The organism is Rhodococcus sp. IEGM 1305 (assembly GCF_030058635.1).
Lineage (GTDB): Bacteria > Actinomycetota > Actinomycetes > Mycobacteriales > Mycobacteriaceae > Rhodococcus_F > Rhodococcus_F opacus_D.
In genome coordinates, this window is record NZ_JASHKX010000017.1 from 26,090 (window position 1) to 38,824 (window position 12,735).

The window sequence follows — 12,735 nt, forward strand, 5'->3', positions numbered from 1 at the left end:
GATCCTCCGCTCACTCGCCTTCGGTGTGCTCGAGAAGATCGGAGTGGATCTCACGCAGCGCGATCGACAGCGGCTTCTCCTGCAGGCCCGGCTCGACGAGGGGGCCGACGTACTCGAGGATGCCGTCACCGAGCTGGTTGTAGTAATCGTTGATCTGACGCGCACGCTTGGCCGCGTAGATCACCAGCGCGTACTTCGACGACGTGCGGGCGAGAAGCTCGTCGATCGGAGGATTGGTGATGCCGAGCGGGGTGTCGTAAGCCGGCAGGGCGCCGTGGCTGGGAGTTGCGGACGCTACTGCGGGGGTGCTGCTCACTCGGTATCTCCTGAAATAGTTCTGGCTAGTTGATGTGAGATCTAGTGGGTCGACTCGGACTGTTCCGGTCGTCCAACCAACAAGGATACCAACTCGTCGCACGATCGGCTGACATCCTCGTTCACGATGACCTCGTCGAACTCGTCCTGCGCCTCCAGCTCGACTCTCGCGGTCGCGAGACGCCGCTCCACCACCTCGGCGGATTCGGTGCCCCGGCCGGTCAATCTCTCGACCAGCACGTCCCAGCTCGGGGGCGCCATGAAGACGAGCAGAGCCTCCGGCATCGCGGCGCGGACGGCCCGCGCACCGGCGAGATCGACCTCGACCAGCACCGGTTTGCCCTGCTCGATGGCCCGGCGTACGGGTGCGGCCGGGGTTCCCGACAGCTGGAGTCCGCCGTGGATCTCGGCCCATTCGAGCAGCTCACCGGATTCGATCATCCGCTGGAACTCGTCGCGAGAGGTGAACCGGTAGTCCTTGCCGTCCACCTCGCCCGGGCGTGGGTCGCGCGTCGTCGCGGACACGCTGAAGACGAGCTCCGGCATCCGTTCACGCAGGAGTCGCACCACGCTGGACTTACCGACGGCCGAGGGGCCGGCCAGAACTACCAGCCGACCCCTCCGCACTGCGGTCTTGCTCTCTGACACTTGTGCGTCAGCTACCACTGTCGTGCTCAGGCCTCGAAGTCGAACCTGGCGAGCAGGGCCTTCCGCTGCCGATCGCCGAGGCCACGGAGGCGACGGGTCGGAGCGATCTCCAGCTCGGTCATGATCTCCTGCGCCTTGACCTTGCCCACCTTGGGCAGCGCCTCGAGCAGTGCCGACACCTTCATCTTGCCCAGGATCTCGTCGTCCTCGGCGTCCTTGAGAACCTGCTTGAGGTCGGTGCCACCACGCTTCAGGCGCTCCTTGAGCTCAGCCCTGGCCTTGCGGGCAGCAGCTGCCTTCTCCAAAGCAGCAGCGCGCTGCTCATCAGTCAACTGGGGAAGGGCCACGGTTCCTCCGTCTCGTCGTTGGCAAATAGTCCAAACCACTGGATAACCAGCAGCGATAGCGACCGTACTCACGCCCGGCGCCGATTGCGAACCCACCCCCCGAGGTCAGAGCCGGATTCGGGTGGGCTATGAGAGTGCGGACTCGATCTCGTCGCGGACCTTCACGGCCGCCTCACGCAGTGCCGTCACCGACGGTCCGGCACGGAGAACACCACGAGAACTGTTCGGCAACAACAGTTTTCGAGAATCGGGAAAAATGTCGGCGAGGTCACCGGGAGTCGCGCCCTGGGCGCCGAGACCGGGCGCGAGAATCGGTCCGGAAAAATTCGACAAATCCAGGCCGTGTCCGCGTGTCGCGCCCACCACCAGACCCACCAGACCGGGTTGCGCGTCGTTGTGCCGGACCGCCGCGTCCACCACGGACTGGGCCACGGACGCTCCCCCGGCGGTCTGCGCCGCCTGCAGGTCGCCGCCCTCGGGATTGGACGTCCGGGCCAGCACGAAGAGCCCGCGGCCCTGCTCCGCCGCCAGCGACAGCGCCGGGTCGAGCGCACCGAATCCCAGATACGGCGACACCGTCACCGCATCGGAGGACAGGGCCGACTCCGCACCCAGCCAGGACTGCGCGTACGCCGCCATCGTCGACCCGATGTCCCCGCGCTTGGCATCGGCGACGACGAGCGTCCCTGCCTCTCTGAGGACCGAAATGGTGCGTTCGAGCACCGCGTACCCGGCGGAGCCGTACGCTTCGAAGAACGCCACCTGAGGCTTCACGACGGCCACCTCACCGACGAAGGCCTCCACGCAGATCTCCGCGAACGTCTCCAGCCCCTCGGCGGAGACGGGCAGCCCCCACGCCTCGAGCAGTCCCGGATGCGGATCGATCCCGACGCACAACCGCCCCCGGTGCTCGACCGCCGATGTCAGCCGATGCACCCAGGAGTGGTGGTGATGGTGTCCGCTCACGACGACGCGGAACCGCTCGCGGGAGCCACGACGACGGCGGGCGACCGCAGCCGCTCGTGCAGCGCCTGGAGCGACTGGACACCGATGTCGCCGCGAATCGCGGCCTCGATGCCCTGCACCGCGGCGGACGCACCCTGCACGGTGGTGACGCACGGGATGTTCATGGCGACGGCCGCGCTGCGGATCTCGTAACCGTCGACGCGCGGTCCGGAGTTGCCGTACGGCGTGTTGATCACCATGTCGACCTCGCCGTCGCGGATCATCTCGACGATGGTGCGCTCACCCTCCTCCAGCTTCTCGCCGGAGTGCTTGTGCACCTCCTGGCAGGTGATCCCGTTCCGGCGGAGAACCGCCGCGGTGCCCTCGGTGGCCAGGATCCGGAAACCCAGGTCGGCGAGCCGCTTGACCGGGAAGATCAGCGATCGCTTGTCCTTGTTGGCGACGGAGACGAACACTGACCCCGACGTGGGCAGCGAGCCGTACGCGGCCGTCTGGCTCTTCGCGAACGCGGTGCCGAAGTCGGCGTCGATGCCCATGACCTCGCCGGTCGACTTCATCTCCGGGCTCAGCAGGGTGTCGATGCCGGTGCCGTCGGCGCGCCGGAACCGGTTGAACGGCAGCACGGCCTCCTTGACGGCGACGGGTGCGTCCGCCGGGGTCGAGCCGCCGTCGCCGGTGGCCGGGAGCACACCGCTCGCACGCAGGTCGGCGATGGACTCGCCCAGCATGACGCGGGCGCACGCCTTGGCGAGCTGCACCGCCGTCGCCTTCGACACGAACGGCACGGTGCGGCTGGCGCGGGGGTTGGCCTCGAGGACGTAGAGGATGTCGTCCTTCAGGGCGTACTGGACGTTGAGCAGGCCCTTGACGCCGATGCCCTTGGCGAGCGCCTCCGTGGAGCGGCGGACGTTCTCGAGGTCGGCGCGGCCGAGGGTGATCGGCGGCAACGCACAGGCCGAGTCGCCCGAGTGGATGCCGGCCTCCTCGATGTGCTCCATCACACCGCCGAGGTACACCTCGGAGCCGTCGCAGAGCGCGTCGACGTCGATCTCGATGGCGTCTTCCAGGAACCGGTCGACCAGGACGGGCCGGTCGTCGGAGATCTCGGTGGCGCGGGAGATGTAGCTCTCCAGCGACGCCTCGTCGTAGACGATTTCCATGCCGCGGCCACCGAGGACGTACGACGGGCGCACCAGCACCGGGTACCCGATGCCTGCCGCGATCTCGCGGGCCCCGGCGAACGTGGTGGCGGTGCCGAACTTGGGAGCGGGCAGACCGGCCTCGACCAGCACCTTGCCGAACTCGCCGCGATCCTCCGCGAGGTCGATCGCCTCAGGGCTGGTGCCGACGATCGGCACGCCCGCGGCCTTCAGCCGCTTCGCCAGACCCAGCGGGGTCTGTCCGCCGAGCTGCACGATCACGCCGGCGACGGTGCCCGACAGCGTCTCGGCCCGGTACACCTCGAGCACGTCCTCGAACGTGAGCGGCTCGAAGTACAGGCGGTCGGCGGTGTCGTAGTCGGTGGAGACGGTCTCCGGGTTGCAGTTGACCATCACCGTCTCGTAGCCGGCCTCCGACAGCGTCAGTGCGGCGTGGACGCAGGAGTAGTCGAACTCGATGCCCTGACCGATGCGGTTCGGTCCGGAACCGAGGATCAGGACCTTCGGACGCTCGGTCTGCGGGGCCACCTCGGACTCGGCCGCCGGGTCGAGTTCGTACGTGGAGTAGTGGTACGGCGTCTTCGCCTCGAACTCGGCGGCGCAGGTGTCGACCGTCTTGTACACGGGGTGGACGTTCCACTGCTCACGCAGCGCCCGGACGGCGTCCTCGCCGCCGATCTCGGGGCGCAGGGCCGCGATCTGCCGATCCGACAGGCCGTGGTGCTTGGCGCGGCGCAGTACCCGCTCGGTCACCTCGGGCGCCTCGCGCAGCGTGTCGCCGAGCTCGTGGATCTGCAGGATCTGGTCGAGGAACCACGGGTCGATCTTCGTGGCGTCGAACAGCTGCTCGACGGTGGCGCCGAGAGCGAACGCCTTCTCGAGGCCGTACACGCGGCCGTCGCGGGGGATGCTCAGTTCCGCCAGGAGGCTGTCCAGGTCGGTGGCCTCCACGTCGGGTCCGGTCCAGTACCCGGCCCGCTTGGTCTCCAGCGAGCGCAGCACCTTGCCGAACGCCTCGGTGAAGTTGCGGCCGATCGACATGGCCTCACCGACCGACTTCATCGTCGTGGTGAGGGTGTCGTCGGCGCCGGGGAACTTCTCGAACGCGAACCGCGGCGCCTTGACGACGACGTAGTCGAGGGTCGGCTCGAAGCACGCCGGGGTTTCCTTGGTGATGTCGTTGACGATCTCGTCCAGCGTGTAGCCGATCGCGAGCTTCGCGGCGATCTTCGCGATCGGGAAGCCGGTCGCCTTGGAGGCGAGTGCACTGGACCGCGACACGCGCGGGTTCATCTCGATGACGACGAGGCGTCCGTCGGTGGGATCCATGGCGAACTGGATGTTGCAGCCGCCGGTGTCGACGCCGACCTCGCGGAGAATGTCGATCGAGAGGTCGCGCATCGCCTGGTACTCACGGTCCGTGAGCGTCATGGCGGGGGCGACGGTGATCGAGTCGCCGGTGTGCACGCCGACGGGGTCGACGTTCTCGATCGAGCACACGATCACGACGTTGTCGCGGCCGTCGCGCATCAGCTCGAGCTCGTATTCCTTCCACCCGAGGATCGACTCCTCGATCAGCACGTTGGCCGTGGGTGACGCGGCGAGACCGCCGCCGGCGATCCGCGTCAGGTCCTCGTCGTCGTAGGCCATGCCGGAGCCGAGGCCGCCCATTGTGAACGACGGCCGCACCACGACGGGGAAGCCCAGTTCAGCGACGGTGTCGCGGACCTCGTCCATCGTGTAGCAGACACGGGAGCGCGCGGACTCGCCGCCGACCTTGGCGACGATGTCCTTGAACTTCTGCCGGTCCTCGCCGCGCTGGATGGCGTCGAAGTCGGCACCGATCAGCTCGACGTCGTACTTCTCGAGGATGCCCTGCTCGTGCAGCGCCACCGCGGTGTTGAGGGCCGTCTGGCCGCCGAGCGTCGCGAGGACGGCGTCGATCGGGTGGCCCTTCTCCGCCTCGAGGGCGATGACCTTCTCGACGAATTCGGCGGTGATCGGCTCCACGTACGTGGCGTCCGCGAACTCGGGGTCGGTCATGATCGTGGCCGGGTTGGAGTTGACGAGGCTGACCCGCAGGCCCTCCTCGCGCAGCACCCGGCAGGCCTGGGTTCCGGAGTAGTCGAACTCACAGGCCTGGCCGATGACGATCGGCCCGGAGCCGATCACCAGGATGTGGGAGAGATCTGTACGGCGTGGCATTAGTTCTTGACTCCCTCGAGCAGGCTGGTGAAGCGGTCGAACAGGTACGCGGCGTCGTGCGGGCCCGCCGCGGCCTCGGGGTGGTACTGCACCGAGAACGCGGATCCGTCGAGCAGGCGGACCCCCTCGACGGCACCGTCGTTGGCGCAGGTGTGGCTGATCACGGCCTTGCCGAACGGGGTGTCGAACTCCTGCCCGGCCTCGCCCTCGAGCGCGAACCCGTGGTTCTGCGCGGTGATCGCGATGCGTCCCGTCTCGTGTTCGACGACCGGGATGTTGATGCCTCGATGACCGAACTTCATCTTGTAGGTGCCGAGACCGAGAGCCCGCCCGAGGATCTGGTTGCCGAAGCAGATGCCGAACAGGGGCAGGCCCTGCCCGATGACTTCCTTGGTGAGGTGCACGGCGCCGTCGGCGGTCGCCGGGTCGCCGGGACCGTTGGAGAGGAAGACGCCGTCGGCCTTCAGGTCGAGGATCTGCTCGAGCGTCGCGTTGGACGGGAGCACGTGCACCCGGATGCCGCGCTCGGCGAACATGCGCGGGGTGTTGGTCTTGATGCCGAGGTCGATCGCCGCGACGGTGAAGCGCGCGTCTCCCCCGGTCGGTTCGACGACGTATCCGCTGGTGGTGCTGACCTCGCCGGCGAGATCCGCGCCGAGCATCGACGGCTGGCTCTTCACCCGGTCGAGCAGCACGTCGGTCTCGGCCAGTGCGTCGCCGGAGAACACCCCGGCGCGCATCGAGCCGCGGGTGCGCAGGTGGCGGACCAGTGCGCGAGTGTCGATGCCGGCGATCCCGACGACCCCCTGCTTCACGAGCTCATCCTGCAGGGACCCGGTGGCGCGCCAGCTGGAGGTGCGGCGGGCGGGGTCGCGGACGACGTACCCGGCCACCCAGATCTTCGCCTCGGCGCTGCTGCCGGTGGGGCCGACGGACTCGTCGTCCTCGTCGTTCCATCCCGTGTTGCCGATCTGCGGCGCGGTGGCCACGACGATCTGGCGGTGGTAACTGGGGTCGGTGAGGGTCTCCTGGTAGCCGGTCATGCCGGTGCTGAAGACGGCCTCACCGAGGGTCTGGCCGACGGCACCGAACGTGGTGCCCCGGAATGCCCGTCCGTCCTCGAGGACCAGTACTGCAGAGTCGGTGTCGTAGCCGCTCATGCGTTCTCTCCGTTCTGCTCGACCTCACCAGAGCTCGCCGCATTCGCTGAATCTTCACTGTCTGTCTTGCCGTCCGGCTCCCCTGCGCCGACCCAGGCGGGGTACACGGACTTGTCGTCGCTCCGGAAACCGGTGTCGATCTCGGTGCCCGTCGGCAGTTCCCACCGGATCACGAGGACGCCGTCCTTGCTCATGACCTTGCCCGCGAGACCGCGCTCGGTGCGCACGGCGCGGACCGCGTCCTGCGGAATCCAGATCGCCGACGCCCCGTCACGTTCGAGCAGGATCCCGGCCGCGTAGCGGGAGATCTCCCCCGTCGCCCGGAAACCGAGGTCGCCGACCGCGATCCGGTCCTGCCAGCTCGGGGCCAGGGTGCTGCCCACATACAGTCCGGTGGCCGGGGCGATCGTCTGCTCGCCGAGGTGCGCGGGCACGGCGGGAAGCTGCCCGACCCGGTCGGCCTGACGGCGGGCACGACCGCGCCACCCGATGTACATGAGGAAGATGGCCAGCGCCCAGAACGCGACGAGGCCGACTATCCACAGAATTCTCTCCACCGTCATCCCCTACCGTTCCGCACCGGGACGCGGGCCTGGCCGTCGCTCGCGGTGACCCGGCCACGGAGGATCGTCGTGGTCACCCGCGCCGGCAGCGTCATCGACTCGTACGGCGTGTTGTGGGCGACGCTGGCGAGATCGGGGCCGTGGACCGTCCATTCGGCGTCCGGATCGATCAGCACCAGGTTGGCGGGCTCGCCGACCTCGATCGGGCGACCCTGGTCGTCGAGTCCGACGATCTCGGCGGGCCGCTCACTCATCACCCGCGCGACGCCGCGCCAGTCGAGCAGGCCCGTGCGGACCATCGTCTGCGCGACGATCGACAGTGCCGTCTCCAGTCCCAGCATTCCGGGTCGGGCGGCCGCGAACTCGCAGCACTTGTCCTGCTCGGCGTGCGGTGCGTGATCGGTCGCGACGCAGTCGATGATCCCCTCGGCCAGTCCGGCCCGGAGCGCGGCGACGTCGCTCGCCTCCCGCAGGGGCGGATTCACCTTGTTGACGGCGTCGTACGTCTCGAGCCGGGAGTCGTCGAGCAGCAGATGGTGCGGGGTGACCTCGGCGGTGATCGAAATGCCTTGGCCGCGTGCCCACTTCATCAGTTCGACGGTCCCCGCGGTGGAGGCGTGGCAGATGTGCACGCGCGCCCCGGCGTCGCGGGCGAGCAGCGCGTCGCGGGCGACGATCGACTCCTCGGCGGCGCGCGGCCAGCCCGCGAGCCCGAGCCGGGCGGCGGTGGGGCCCTCGTGTGCGACGGCGCCGACGGTGAGCCGCGGCTCCTCCGCGTGCTGCGCGATGAGCACCCCGAGCGAGCTCGAGTACTCGAGCGCCCGGCGCATGATCAGCGGGTCGTAGACGCAGTGGCCGTCGTCCGAGAACATCCGCACCCGGCCGACCCCCGACGCCATCGTGGCCATCTCGGCGAGCTGCTTGCCCTCGAGCCCGACGGTGACGGCGCCGACGGGATGCACGTCGACGAGTCCGACTTCCTGGCCGCGGCGCCACACGTGGTCGGTGACGACCACCGAATCGGCGACCGGGCTGGTGTTGGCCATCGCGAACACCGCGGTGTACCCGCCGAGCGCGGCGGCGGCCGAACCGGAATCGATGGTCTCGGTGTCCTCGCGGCCGGGTTCCCGCAGGTGGGTGTGCAGGTCGACGAAACCGGGGAGCAGGATCTGCCCCGCCGCGTCGATCACGTCGACGTCCGGCCCGCTGTCCTCGCCCGCGTCCGCACCGATCGCGGCGATGACGCCGTCCCCGAGCAGCACGTCGGTGGGTTCGCCCTCGCCGTACAGCAACACGTTCTTGATGAGCACTGTCTCTCCTGTCACTGCACTGTCACTCATCCCGCTACCACTCATCCCGCAACTTCCTCCGCTCCGACCAGCAGCCGGAACAGCACCGCCATCCGCATGTGCACACCGTTGGTCACCTGCTGCAGCACGGCGGTCCTCGTCGAGTCGGCAACCGCCGACGCGATCTCCATGCCGCGCAGCATCGGGCCGGGGTGCAGCACCACCGCGTGGTCGGGAAGCAGCGCGAGCCGCTTCTCCGACAGGCCGTAATTGATCGAGTACTCCCGCTGGGACGGGAAGAATCCGCCGTTCATCCGTTCCGCCTGCACACGCAGCATCAGGACGGCGTCGAGGCCGGGAAGCTCCGCGTCCAGCGAATGCGCCACCGACACCGGCCAGGTGGACACCCCCACGGGGAGCAACGTGGGCGGCGCGACCAGGACCACCTCGGCGCCGAGCATCGACAGCAGCAGTGCATTCGACCGCGCCACCCGGCTGTGCAGGATGTCGCCGACGATGGCGATGCGCTTGCCCTCGATGTCGCCGAGACGCTGACGCAGCGTGAGCGCGTCGAGCAGCGCCTGGGTGGGATGTTCGTGGGTACCGTCGCCGGCGTTGATGACCGCCGGCCCGCCGTCGTCCTGATGCCCGGTCCACTTCGCGATCTGGTGGGCCGCACCCGAGGCGGGGTGGCGCACGATCAGGGCGTCGGCGCCGGCCGCGCGCAGTGTCATCGCCGTGTCCCGGAGGGATTCACCCTTGGACACCGACGAACTCGAGGCGCTGACGTTGATGACGTCCGCGCTCATCCACTTCCCGGCGACCTCGAACGACACCCGGGTCCGGGTCGAGTTCTCGAAGAACACGGTCATGACCGTCCGGCCCCGCAGCGTCGGGAGCTTCCGCACCTCACGTCCGAGGAGGGCCTGTTCGAAGCGTTCGGCCTCGTCGAGGAGTTCGACAGCCGATTCCCGTGTCAGGTCCGCGATCGACAACAGGTGCTTCACTTAGCTCTTCCCCCCGGAGATCATGACCGCGTCGCGGCCGTCGTGTTCGCTCAGGAGCACCTTGACGTCCTCGGTGCGGGCGGTGGGCACGTTCTTGCCCACGTAGTCGGCGCGCAGCGGCAGTTCGCGGTGGCCCCGGTCGACGAGGACGGCCAGCTGAACGGCGCGCGGCCGCCCGAGGTCGCGGAGGGCGTCGAGTGCCGAGCGGACGGTGCGGCCGGAGAACAGCACGTCGTCGACGAGCACCACCAGGGTGTTGTCGACGCCGCCCTCGGGCACCGACGTGCGTTCGAGGGGACGGTGCGGCTTGGTGCGCAGGTCGTCGCGGTACAGGGTGATGTCGAGGGAGCCGACCGATGGGCGCACCCCGGAGAATTCTTCGACCTTCGCGGCGAGGCGGGCGGCGAGCGTCGTGCCCCGGGTGGGGATGCCGATCAGGACGACCCGCGGCGCGTCACCGTCGGCGGCGTCCAGCGCGGTCTTCTCGATGATCTGGTGCGCGATTCGCGCAATGGTCCGTCCCACATCGGCTGCGGACAGCAGCTCGCGTGCGGGCTCGACGGACGGGGACGACTCTGGTGTTGAATCCGCCGGTTCCCCGGCGGGGCGAGACCCTTCGGGCACGCGCATACAACGACCTCCTTCTCCGCCTCACTGGACGGATCGTTAAAGGATGCCTGACGCGGACAGCTTATCAGCGCGTCGACTGCGCCAGGCCCGGACCCCTGACCTGCGGGCCCGCAGTCGCGGGCCCGCAGCGGGACACGAACTTACGAACCGGCGTCGTTCGACTCGCCGCCGGCGGTCTCGGTGCGCCGCGACGTCGCGGCCGCAGCCGACCGCACCTGCGGCGCCACCAGCACGACCTGACCGAGGATGCCGTTCACGAACCCCGGCGACTCGTCGGTGGACAGCTGTTTGGCCAGCTCCACCGCCTCGTCCACGGCCACGACCGGAGGCACGTCGGTGGCGTGGAACAGCTCCCACACGGCGATGCGCAGGATGGCGCGGTCGACGGCGGGCAGCCTCTCCAGCGTCCAGTCCTGCAGGTGGGATCTGATCACCTCGTCGAGGCGGTCCAGGTTCTCCGCCACCCCGGTCACCACGGTGACGGTGTACGGAGCAACCGGCGCCACGGAGTCGTCCTTGCCGGACAGCTCCGCGCGCTCGGTGGCGAGATCGACCGGATCGAGATCTCGCGCCTCGGCCTCGAAGAGGAAATCGACGGCGCGCTTGCGGGCCTTGTGCCGTGCGCCGAGTTTCTTATGCGTACCGGACACTCAGGAATTCACACGCCCGAGGTAGTTGCCGTCGCGGGAATCGACCTTCAGCTTGTCACCGGTGTTGATGAACAGCGGCACGTTGATCTCGGCACCGGTCTCGAGGGTGGCGGGCTTGGTGCCACCGGTGGAGCGGTCGCCCTGCAGACCGGGATCGGTGTGTTTGACCACCAGTTCGACGGTGACGGGCAATTCCACGAACAGCGGGACGTCCTCGTGCGTCGCAACCTGCACGGCCATGTTCTCGAGCATGAAGCGTGCACCGTCGCCGACGGTGGCCTCGCTGATCGAGATCTGGTCGTAGGTGTCGCCGTCCATGAAGATGTAGTCGGTGCCGTCGTGGTACAGGTACGTCATGTCGCGGCGGTCGACCGTGGCCGTCTCCACCTTGACGCCGGCGTTGAACGTCTTGTCGACGACCTTGCCCGAGAGCACGTTCTTCAACTTGGTGCGCACGAACGCGGGACCCTTGCCGGGCTTCACGTGCTGGAACTCGATGATCGTCCACAGCTGGCCCTCGATCTGCAGGACCAGGCCGTTCTTGAAATCACTAGTGGAAGCCACTTGCTTCGCGTCTCCTCGATAAGGTCGAAACCGTCTACACGACAGTCAGGTCTTTGGTGGTGAGTGTGAGCAGCTCCGGTCCCTGCTCACGAACCACGAGCGTGTCCTCGATCCGCACGCCTCCGCGCCCGGAGAAGTACACGCCCGGCTCGACGGTCACCGCCGCACCGTCCAGAAGTGTACCGGTGCCGAGCTTGCCGATTCCCGGAGCTTCGTGGATCTCCAGGCCGACGCCGTGTCCGAGCCCGTGCAGGAACAGTTCCCCGTAGCCCGCGTCTTCGATGACCCGGCGGGCGGCACCGTCCACGGCGGACACCTCGGCGCCCGGGCGCAACGCGTCCCGCCCGGCCTCCTGCGACCGCGCGACCAGCGCATACACGTCCCGTTGCCAGTCGGCGGCCTGCCCCAGGACATACGTTCTGGTCATGTCCGAGTGGTATCCGCCGACCTCGGCGCCGAAGTCCAGCTTCACGAAGTCGCCGCCGGCGAGGACCGCCTCGGTGGGGCGGTGGTGCGGGATCGCCGAGTTGGCGCCGGCCGCGACGATGGTCTCGAACGAGATGCCGTCGGCGCCGTGCGCGAGCATCAGCGCCTCCAGTTCCCGGCCCACCTCCTTCTCGGTGCGTCCCGGGCGGAGGCCACCCCGTTCGATCAGGTCGGCGAGCGCGGAGTCGGCGGCCGTGCACGCCGCCCGCAGCAATCCGACCTCGAAATCGTCCTTCACCATCCGCAGTTCCTCGACGAGACCCGGAACGGGATCGAGGCGCGCGTCCGGCGCGAGCACCGACCAGGCCGCGAACTCGTCCACCGTCACCACGTGGCTCTCGAACGCCAGCGAGGACGGGCTCCGCCGACCCACCGATTCGATGAGGTGCGCGGCGCTGGCGCGGGCGATCTCGGCCCGCAGATCGGGAACCTGTTCCCCGACTTGCGTGAGGTAGCGGCCGTCGGTGCAGATGACGGTGCGCTCCTCGGCCCCCTCGGCGTCGGCGGCGTGCACGAGCAGGGCGGCGTTCGATCCGGTGAACCCGGTGAGATAGCGGATGTTCACCAGATTCGTCACCAGAAGTGCGTCGAGATCCCGGGCGGCGAGGGCCGCGCGCAGCGCCGCGCGCCGCGAACCATGATCAGCAGGCATGTCGTCAAACGTACCGGCAAATCGCCGCCCGGAGGGCGCGGATCGACGGCACCCGTCCGGTGGCGAGAACAGGTTTCAGAGCGCGCCGTGTGG

General features: G+C 68.7%; 13 protein-coding genes. All 13 read right to left on the reverse strand.

The window, feature by feature from the left end; genetic code table 11:
* Nucleotides 1-10: 10 nt before the first annotated feature.
* Nucleotides 11-316 (reverse strand): DNA-directed RNA polymerase subunit omega, encoded by a 306-nt coding sequence (rpoZ, locus tag QM693_RS22140; protein ID WP_005241734.1) that lies wholly within the window; start codon nt 314-316, stop codon nt 11-13.
* 41 nt (nt 317-357) lie between these two features.
* On the reverse strand, nt 358-981 hold the full coding sequence (gene gmk / locus QM693_RS22145; RefSeq protein ID WP_011598864.1) for a guanylate kinase: 624 nt from the start codon (nt 979-981) through the stop codon (nt 358-360).
* A gap of 8 nt (nt 982-989) precedes the next feature.
* Nucleotides 990-1,310 (reverse strand): integration host factor, actinobacterial type, encoded by a 321-nt coding sequence (mihF, locus tag QM693_RS22150; protein WP_005262298.1) that lies wholly within the window; start codon nt 1,308-1,310, stop codon nt 990-992.
* A 126-nt stretch (nt 1,311-1,436) separates the two neighbouring features.
* On the reverse strand, nt 1,437-2,276 hold the full coding sequence (gene pyrF, locus QM693_RS22155) for an orotidine-5'-phosphate decarboxylase (RefSeq protein ID WP_183102180.1): 840 nt from the start codon (nt 2,274-2,276) through the stop codon (nt 1,437-1,439).
* The gene (carB, locus tag QM693_RS22160; protein WP_283332343.1) at nt 2,273-5,641 is read right to left on the reverse strand and encodes a carbamoyl-phosphate synthase large subunit; all 3,369 of its coding nucleotides are present in this window, start codon (nt 5,639-5,641) and stop codon (nt 2,273-2,275) included. The genes pyrF and carB overlap by 4 nt, the downstream gene beginning before the upstream one ends.
* Nucleotides 5,641-6,801 carry a glutamine-hydrolyzing carbamoyl-phosphate synthase small subunit gene (gene carA, locus QM693_RS22165; protein WP_222820817.1) on the reverse strand — a complete coding sequence of 387 codons (1,161 nt, stop codon included), beginning with the start codon at nt 6,799-6,801 and terminating at the stop codon, nt 5,641-5,643. The genes carB and carA overlap by 1 nt, the downstream gene beginning before the upstream one ends.
* Nucleotides 6,798-7,364: a PH-like domain-containing protein gene (locus QM693_RS22170; protein WP_120659116.1), complete on the reverse strand. Its 567-nt coding sequence runs from the start codon at nt 7,362-7,364 to the stop codon at nt 6,798-6,800. The genes carA and QM693_RS22170 overlap by 4 nt, the downstream gene beginning before the upstream one ends.
* Complete coding sequence (locus QM693_RS22175; protein ID WP_283332342.1) at nt 7,361-8,704, reverse strand: dihydroorotase; 1,344 nt, start codon at nt 8,702-8,704, stop codon at nt 7,361-7,363. Before QM693_RS22175 ends, QM693_RS22170 begins: the two co-directional genes overlap by 4 nt.
* Before the next feature lie 11 nt (nt 8,705-8,715).
* On the reverse strand, nt 8,716-9,660 hold the full coding sequence (locus QM693_RS22180) for an aspartate carbamoyltransferase catalytic subunit (protein WP_280782175.1): 945 nt from the start codon (nt 9,658-9,660) through the stop codon (nt 8,716-8,718).
* Nucleotides 9,661-10,290, reverse strand: a complete 630-nt coding sequence (gene pyrR / locus QM693_RS22185) for a bifunctional pyr operon transcriptional regulator/uracil phosphoribosyltransferase PyrR (RefSeq protein WP_283332341.1) — start codon at nt 10,288-10,290, stop codon at nt 9,661-9,663.
* A 140-nt stretch (nt 10,291-10,430) separates the two neighbouring features.
* A complete protein-coding gene (gene nusB / locus QM693_RS22190; protein ID WP_009480418.1) occupies nt 10,431-10,940 on the reverse strand; it encodes a transcription antitermination factor NusB in 510 nt (169 codons plus the stop codon).
* Complete coding sequence (gene efp, locus QM693_RS22195; RefSeq protein ID WP_105421857.1) at nt 10,941-11,504, reverse strand: elongation factor P; 564 nt, start codon at nt 11,502-11,504, stop codon at nt 10,941-10,943. It lies immediately after the preceding gene.
* Between the two features lie 34 nt (nt 11,505-11,538).
* Nucleotides 11,539-12,642: an aminopeptidase P family protein gene (locus QM693_RS22200; RefSeq protein WP_009480416.1), complete on the reverse strand. Its 1,104-nt coding sequence runs from the start codon at nt 12,640-12,642 to the stop codon at nt 11,539-11,541.
* Nucleotides 12,643-12,735: the final 93 nt, after the last annotated feature.

Coding starts and splice junctions, on each gene's coding strand:
- carB (WP_283332343.1), bottom strand. CDS start 5,641: ATGCCACGCCGTACAGATCTCTCCCACATCCTGGTGATCGGCTCCGGG.
- carA (WP_222820817.1), bottom strand. CDS start 6,801: ATGAGCGGCTACGACACCGACTCTGCAGTACTGGTCCTCGAGGACGGA.
- QM693_RS22170 (WP_120659116.1), bottom strand. CDS start 7,364: ATGACGGTGGAGAGAATTCTGTGGATAGTCGGCCTCGTCGCGTTCTGG.
- QM693_RS22175 (WP_283332342.1), bottom strand. CDS start 8,704: ATGAGTGACAGTGCAGTGACAGGAGAGACAGTGCTCATCAAGAACGTG.
- pyrR (WP_283332341.1), bottom strand. CDS start 10,290: ATGCGCGTGCCCGAAGGGTCTCGCCCCGCCGGGGAACCGGCGGATTCA.
- QM693_RS22200 (WP_009480416.1), bottom strand. CDS start 12,642: ATGCCTGCTGATCATGGTTCGCGGCGCGCGGCGCTGCGCGCGGCCCTC.